General features: G+C 30.9%; 6 protein-coding genes. All 6 read left to right on the top strand.

Going from position 1 to position 6,447, the window contains the following annotated elements:
- Nucleotides 1-417 precede the first annotated feature (417 nt).
- The 6 genes from ACTHW2_RS09610 (at nucleotide 418) to ACTHW2_RS09585 (ending at nucleotide 6,167) form a co-directional block, all read left to right on the top strand.
- Entirely contained in the window at nucleotides 418-1,635 is a 1,218-nt protein-coding gene (locus tag ACTHW2_RS09610) for an ABC transporter substrate-binding protein (protein ID WP_442263716.1), read from the top strand.
- Between the two features lie 12 nt (nucleotides 1,636-1,647).
- Nucleotides 1,648-2,349: a GTP-binding protein gene (locus ACTHW2_RS09605; RefSeq protein ID WP_442263715.1), complete on the top strand. Its 702-nt coding sequence runs from the start codon at nucleotides 1,648-1,650 to the stop codon at nucleotides 2,347-2,349.
- On the top strand, nucleotides 2,342-3,340 hold the full coding sequence (locus tag ACTHW2_RS09600; protein ID WP_442263714.1) for an ATP-binding cassette domain-containing protein: 999 nt from the start codon (nucleotides 2,342-2,344) through the stop codon (nucleotides 3,338-3,340). Before ACTHW2_RS09605 ends, ACTHW2_RS09600 begins: the two co-directional genes overlap by 8 nt.
- A 332-nt stretch (nucleotides 3,341-3,672) precedes the next feature.
- Nucleotides 3,673-3,915, top strand: coding sequence for a hypothetical protein (locus tag ACTHW2_RS09595; protein WP_442263713.1), 243 nt, complete (start codon nucleotides 3,673-3,675; stop codon nucleotides 3,913-3,915).
- A gap of 123 nt (nucleotides 3,916-4,038) precedes the next feature.
- Nucleotides 4,039-5,703: a hydroxylamine reductase gene (hcp, locus tag ACTHW2_RS09590; protein ID WP_442263712.1), complete on the top strand. Its 1,665-nt coding sequence runs from the start codon at nucleotides 4,039-4,041 to the stop codon at nucleotides 5,701-5,703.
- A gap of 125 nt (nucleotides 5,704-5,828) precedes the next feature.
- The gene (locus tag ACTHW2_RS09585; protein WP_442263711.1) at nucleotides 5,829-6,167 is read left to right on the top strand and encodes a hypothetical protein; all 339 of its coding nucleotides are present in this window, start codon (nucleotides 5,829-5,831) and stop codon (nucleotides 6,165-6,167) included.
- The last annotated feature ends 280 nt before the right edge of the window (nucleotides 6,168-6,447 follow it).

Raw genomic sequence — 6,447 nt, 5'->3', positions numbered from 1 at the left:
TAGTAGCTATGAGCTATTGAGATACATTATTAAATTATTGTGAATAATTCAGGATAAATATATTTAGTTTTTTAATTTTAACTTTGTAAAGGTATTATCAATAACTATTTACCCCAAATTAGAGATTTAAAGAATGTTTTTTCCTTGATATAAGTTATTATTTTAGGGAGAAAATATATTTTTAAATCATTTTAAGTTGCTTTTATTTAATATGTTCAATTTAGTGAAATAAACTCTAGATTTTAATTATTAAATATAAGAATATGAAATAATAGAATATGTACAAGGACTTTAAATTTAATGAGTTTATATAAAAAAGAAAAGAGTAACACATGTTACCGAATCTTTGTATTTTTAGTTGTATAATGATTCTGGTAAGTAAAATAAAGTAAAAAACCTTGTAGGAGGTAAATAAATATGAATAAATATTTTAATATAAATGATAAAGTTTATGATCTAACTCAAAAATACCCTGAAACTATAGATGTATTTGTTGAGGCAGGCTTTGAACAACTTAAAAATGATACTATGAGAAAGGTCATGGGAAAAACTATAAGTGTTGAAATGGCTTGTAAGAGTAAAAAGATAAATACAGATTTATTTGAGGAAAAACTTATAGATATAATAGAAGAAAACCTAACCGATGTAGACGGTAAAATGGACACAGGTAAAAACATAAAAGATGCAGATATAAAGATAAATGGTATACTTCCTTGTCCCGTAAGACTTCCCATGTTAGAAGGTTTTGAAGACTTTTTAGAAAACCAAGACTTAGCTTATGACATAGAATATGACCTTAAAGTTGCAAGTGGTGGAGTAGACTGGATAAAAGATAAGATAAAAGGTGTAGATGAAGATAGTTTACCAGACCTTTTTATGTCAGCTGGATTTGATCTTTTCTTTGATAAAACACTTATGGGTGGCTTCAAAGAAAAAGGGGTTTTTAAAGACTTACTTCGATACGAAAAGATGAATAAAGACTTTCAAAATGATCATATAGATCTGCAAGACCCAGATGGAAACTATTCTATAATAGGAGTGGTACCAGCAGTGTTTTTAGTAAACAAAGAAGAAATAGGAGATAGGGAGTTTCCAAAAACATGGAAGGATCTTTTTAAGGAAGAATTTAGAGGAGAGGTTTCACTTCCAATAGGAGACTTTGACCTATTTAATGCGATTCTTTTAAACATATATAAAACTTATGGCAAAGAAGGATTAGAAGGTCTTGGTAAAAGCTTTATGAGAAATTTACATCCTTCAGAAATGGTAAAATCCTATAAAAAGAAAGATAAACCAACTGTTACAATTATGCCATACTTTTTTACAAAGATGATAACTGGAAAAGGACCTATGGTTCCTGTATGGCCAGAAGATGGGGCTGTTATAAGTCCAATATTTTTACTTAGTAAAGGTAAAAAAGAAGAAAAATTAAAACCATTTGTAGATTATTTTGCATCAAAAGAAATAGGAGAGATACTTTCACACAATGGAAAGTTTCCATCTACAAATATTGAAGTAGACAATGAATTAAAAGACTCCCAAAAGTTTATGTGGCTTGGTTGGGACTTTATAAATAATAATGATATAGGACGTTTATTAAAAGAATGTGAGGAAATATTTAATAAGAGTGTATAGGAGGTAAAAAAGATGAATTTAGTTATATTTTCTGGTCCACCTTCCTCAGGAAAGACTAGTATAATATTGAAAGTTATAGATGCTTTAAAAAGTAGAGATATTTCTGTTGGAGTAGTAAAGTTTGACTGTCTATATACAGATGACGATATATTGTACGAAAAAATGGGGATACCAGTAAAAAAGGGTTTATCAGGAGCACTTTGTCCAGACCACTACTTTGCATCTAATATAGAAGAAGTAGTTCAATGGGGTATAAAAAAAGATTTAGATCTTCTTATTACAGAGTCGGCAGGACTTTGTAATAGATGTTCGCCCTATATAAAAGAAATAAAAGGAATATGTGTTATAGATAACCTATCAGGAATTAATACACCTAAGAAGATAGGCCCTATGTTAAAATCTTCAGATATAGTTGTTATAACAAAAGGAGATATAGTTTCCCAAGCTGAAAGAGAAGTGTTTGCATCACGTGTAAACTCAGTAAATCCTAAAGCTATGACTATGCATGTAAATGGACTTACTGGACAAGGAGCCTTTGAATTAAGCACCCTACTTTATGATAAAGATAAGGAAATAGAAACTGTTCAAGGTATGGAGCTTAGATTTCCAATGCCTGCAGCCATGTGTTCCTATTGTCTTGGAGAAACTAAAATAGGAGAAGCTTATCAAATGGGCAATGTAAGAAAAATGGATTTAGGTGAAGAAGATGAATAATATAGAGCTAAGTAAATTAATAAAAAAGTATCCTTTTGTAATAGACTATTTTGAATCAAACAAGTTAAATATAAAAGAAGATGAAAGTCGAACTTTTAGTGAATTTTTAGACGGTTTTTCTGAACAAGATATAGAAGACTTTGCAATAGATAAGGATTCCTTGATGGAAAATTTAGAAGAATATATAAAAAATATGAAGGAGTTTTTAGGTATTAAAGAAGAAAGTGTTGTAAAAAGCCTTACAATACTTCCTGGATTTGATAAATCAAAAGAAAAAGAAGGTTTTGAAAGTCTAACTCTCCACAAATCAGAAATCATAGCTATAGTAGGTCCTACTGGTTCTGGTAAATCACGACTTCTTGCAGATATAGAGTGGACAGCTCAAAATGATACACTTACAGGAAGAAGTATATTGGTAGATGAAAAAAAGCCAGATATGAAATGGAGATTTTCTTCAAATAATAAATTAGTAGCTCAACTTTCACAAAATATGAATTTTGTAATGGATTTAACTGTAAGAGAATTTTTAGAACTTCATGCAGCTAGTAGACTGGTAGAAGATATAGAAGGTGTAATAAAGCATATTATAAAAGAAGCAAACAAACTAGCAGGAGAAAAGTTTTTACTAGATACTCCTATAACCTCCCTAAGTGGAGGACAGTCTAGAGCACTTATGATAGCAGATACTGCAATACTAAGTTCATCACCAATAGTACTTATAGATGAGATAGAAAACGCAGGAATAGACAGAAGAAAAGCACTTGATCTTCTAGTAGGCGAAGAAAAAATAGTTCTAATGGCAACCCACGACCCAACACTAGCTCTTATAGGAGACAGAAGAATAATAATTCAAAATGGTGGTATAGAAAAAATAGTAAAAACCTCACCAAAAGAAAAAGAACTCTTAAAAGAACTAGAAAAAATGGATAACATAATTCAAGGAATAAGAACAGATTTACGTGAAGGTAAAGAGCTTAGTTTAGATAAATAGTTTAGTGTAAGACTACATTATGAAAAGAGAAAGAATAGATTCTTCGGCAAGCTCAGAATGACATAAAAGAGAAAGAATAGATTCTTCGGCAAGCTCAGAATGACATGAAAGTAAATTTATTGTATGGTTGACTATCTTTGTCATGTTGAGCGTAGTCGAAACATCTTATGTTTTACTTCTCTATGCTGTTTGCTTTATTTATTCAATAAGTAAAACATAATAAATTAAAATAGTTAACAATAAAAGAAATACAAGGCGAAGAAAGGTAAATTAAACAAAACTAAATTAGTTTATAAAGTATAAAATAATAAAAATTAAAAGGAGAGATAGATATGCACGAAGGTTGTACTGGTAGTTTCGAAGGTGGAAGAATGGTAGTAGATAAAATAAGGATGATGGGTTTTAATACTAGGGAGATGCCTATACCTTTTACCCTAGAATGTGTAGAATGTGGCAAAGAGTTTCAAATGACTCATTTAGAAAGTAAGTGCCCGCATTGTAATATGGTCTATGGGGTAACTCCTTGTTCAGTAAATTATCCTGACAGAATAAAAGCTGCAGATATAAATTATTAAAAAGATTGCTTATCTGTAACAAGAGTTACCGATAAATGTTAATTTATAAGATATAATGGGTATATAGTTAAGAAGTATGAAAGCACAATAAGTAAAAAACAAAATAAATTTAGGAGGAATAATATGAAAATGTTTTGTTACCAGTGTCAAGAAGCAATGGGCAACAAAGGATGTACTAAAGTAGGTATGTGTGGTAAAACAGCAGATGTTGCTAACCTTCAAGACCTTATGATATATGCACTTAAAGGAATATCAGTTCTTGGCCTTAAAGCAGATGAAATTGATTATGATATGGAAGGAATGGATAGATTTATTATAGAAGGTCTATTTATGACTATCACAAATGCTAACTTTGACAAAGATAGATTCTTTGAAAAGATAAAAGAAGCATTAAAACTTAGGGACAAGCTTAAAGCTGACTTAATAGAAAAAGGTGTAGACTTAGGTGACTTAAAAGATCCAGCTACATTTACTATTAACTCAAACGACGACATAGTATTTAAAGCTACAAGTGAAGAAGTAGGAGTACTTGCTACTGAAAACGAAGACGTTCGTTCTTTACGTGAACTTATTACTTACGGATTAAAAGGAATGGCAGCTTATGCAGAACATGCAGACAACTTAGGCCATGAAGATAAAGAAATTGCTCATTTCATAAGAGAAGCTTTAGCAGCTACTCTAGATGACAGTTTAACAGCAGATGAACTAGTAGCTTTAACTCTTAAAACTGGAGAATATGGTGTAAAAACTATGGCTCTTTTAGATAAGGCTAATACTTCAGCTTATGGTAACCCAGAAATAACAGAAGTAAATATAGGAGTTAGAGATAACCCAGCAATACTTGTTTCAGGTCATGACTTAAAAGACTTTGAAGAACTTTTAATTCAAACTGAAGGAACTGGAGTAGATGTATACACTCATAGTGAAATGCTTCCAGCTAACTATTACCCAGCATTTAAAAAGTATGATCACTTTGTAGGTAACTATGGAAACTCTTGGTGGAAACAAAAAGAAGAATTTGAATCATTTAACGGAGCAATCCTATTTACTACTAACTGTATAGTACCTCCTAAAGCATCTTATGCTGACAGAGTATACACTACAGGTAGCTCAGGATATCCAGGATTCACTCATATTCCTGATAGAGTAGAAGGTGGAGTTAAAGACTTCTCAGAAGTAATAGAACATGCTAAAAGACTTCCTGCACCAACTGAAATAGAAACAGGAACAATAGTTGGAGGATTTGCACATGCTCAAGTATTTGCTTTAGCTGATAAGGTAGTAGATGCAGTTAAGACAGGCGCTATTAAGAAATTCTTTGTTATGGGTGGTTGTGATGGTAGACAAAAAGGTAGAAACTACTACACAGACTTTGCAGCAGCACTTCCAGATGATACTGTTATATTAACAGCAGGATGCGCTAAATATAGATATAATAAACTAAACCTTGGAGATATCGGTGGAATTCCAAGAGTACTTGATGCGGGACAATGTAACGACTCTTATTCATTAGCAGTTATAGCTATGAAACTTCAAGAAATATTTGAACTTAACGATATAAATGAACTTCCAATAGTTTACAATATAGCTTGGTATGAACAAAAAGCTGTAATAGTGTTATTAGCACTTCTTTCCTTAGGAGTTAAAGATATACACTTAGGACCAACTCTTCCAGCTTTCCTTTCACCAAATGTAGCAAATGTTTTAGTAGATACATTCGGTATAGCACCAATAGGATCAGTAGAAGATGATATCGAACTATTCCTAGGAGCAGAAGCAATAGGCTAAAAATTAAAGATAAACACAAAACCCTTAAATCTGAGATTTAAGGGTTTTATTTATCACCAATTACTGATATAATAGATACACACAAAAATTGGACTTAAATAAAAAATATTTAAGGAGAGATAAAAATGAGCGCAGAAGAATTTCAAAGTATAGTCTTAGAAGAACTAAAGGCACTAAGAGAAGGGCAAGATGAAATAAAAGTAGAACAGCAAGCTATGAAAAAAGAGCAGCAAGAGATGAAGCTAGAACAAAAAGAGATGAAAAAAGAACAGCAGATTATGAAGCTAGAGCAGCAAGAGATGAAAAGAGACCTTAAGGCTGTTATAGAACAAACTGCACAACTAACAGAATTTAAAGAAGAAGTAAATAACAAAATAGACACAATGATTGATGAAATAAATACTTTAGCAATGATAGTTTCAAAGAACTGGCAAGATATAACAAAGATTAGGGCGGCTAGATAAATATCTTTTTAAAATATATAAGCTTATTAAGGTCAGAATATTGTATAAGTCCTTAGATTTAAAAGATTTAAGGGCTTATTTATTTTGATATCAAAATAAATAAAAAATTATAAAGGAATTATAAAGTTTAGACAAATATAATCTGCTTAATGTATAATATAAAATAAGTAGATTCTAGGAAATATGCCTAGAAAGTTTATTTTACTAATATTTACTGCTATAATGGATTACACAAAATTTATTATAGTAATAGATAGTTGCAGAATGTGATTTTTAAAAA

It is taken from the genome of Tissierella sp., assembly GCF_052089545.1.
In the GTDB taxonomy this organism is placed as follows: domain Bacteria; phylum Bacillota; class Clostridia; order Tissierellales; family Tissierellaceae; genus Tissierella_A.
The sequence above is the reverse complement of the archived record's forward strand: the minus strand, read 5'-3'. Positions and strand labels throughout refer to the sequence as shown.

Bases quoted from the DNA above. Each gene is read 5' to 3' on its own strand.
- ACTHW2_RS09605 (WP_442263715.1), top strand. From the start codon at position 1,648: ATGAATTTAGTTATATTTTCTGGTCCACCTTCCTCAGGAAAGACTAGT.
- ACTHW2_RS09600 (WP_442263714.1), top strand. From the start codon at position 2,342: ATGAATAATATAGAGCTAAGTAAATTAATAAAAAAGTATCCTTTTGTA.
- ACTHW2_RS09595 (WP_442263713.1), top strand. From the start codon at position 3,673: ATGCACGAAGGTTGTACTGGTAGTTTCGAAGGTGGAAGAATGGTAGTA.
- hcp (WP_442263712.1), top strand. From the start codon at position 4,039: ATGAAAATGTTTTGTTACCAGTGTCAAGAAGCAATGGGCAACAAAGGA.
- ACTHW2_RS09610 (WP_442263716.1), top strand. From the start codon at position 418: ATGAATAAATATTTTAATATAAATGATAAAGTTTATGATCTAACTCAA.
- ACTHW2_RS09585 (WP_442263711.1), top strand. From the start codon at position 5,829: ATGAGCGCAGAAGAATTTCAAAGTATAGTCTTAGAAGAACTAAAGGCA.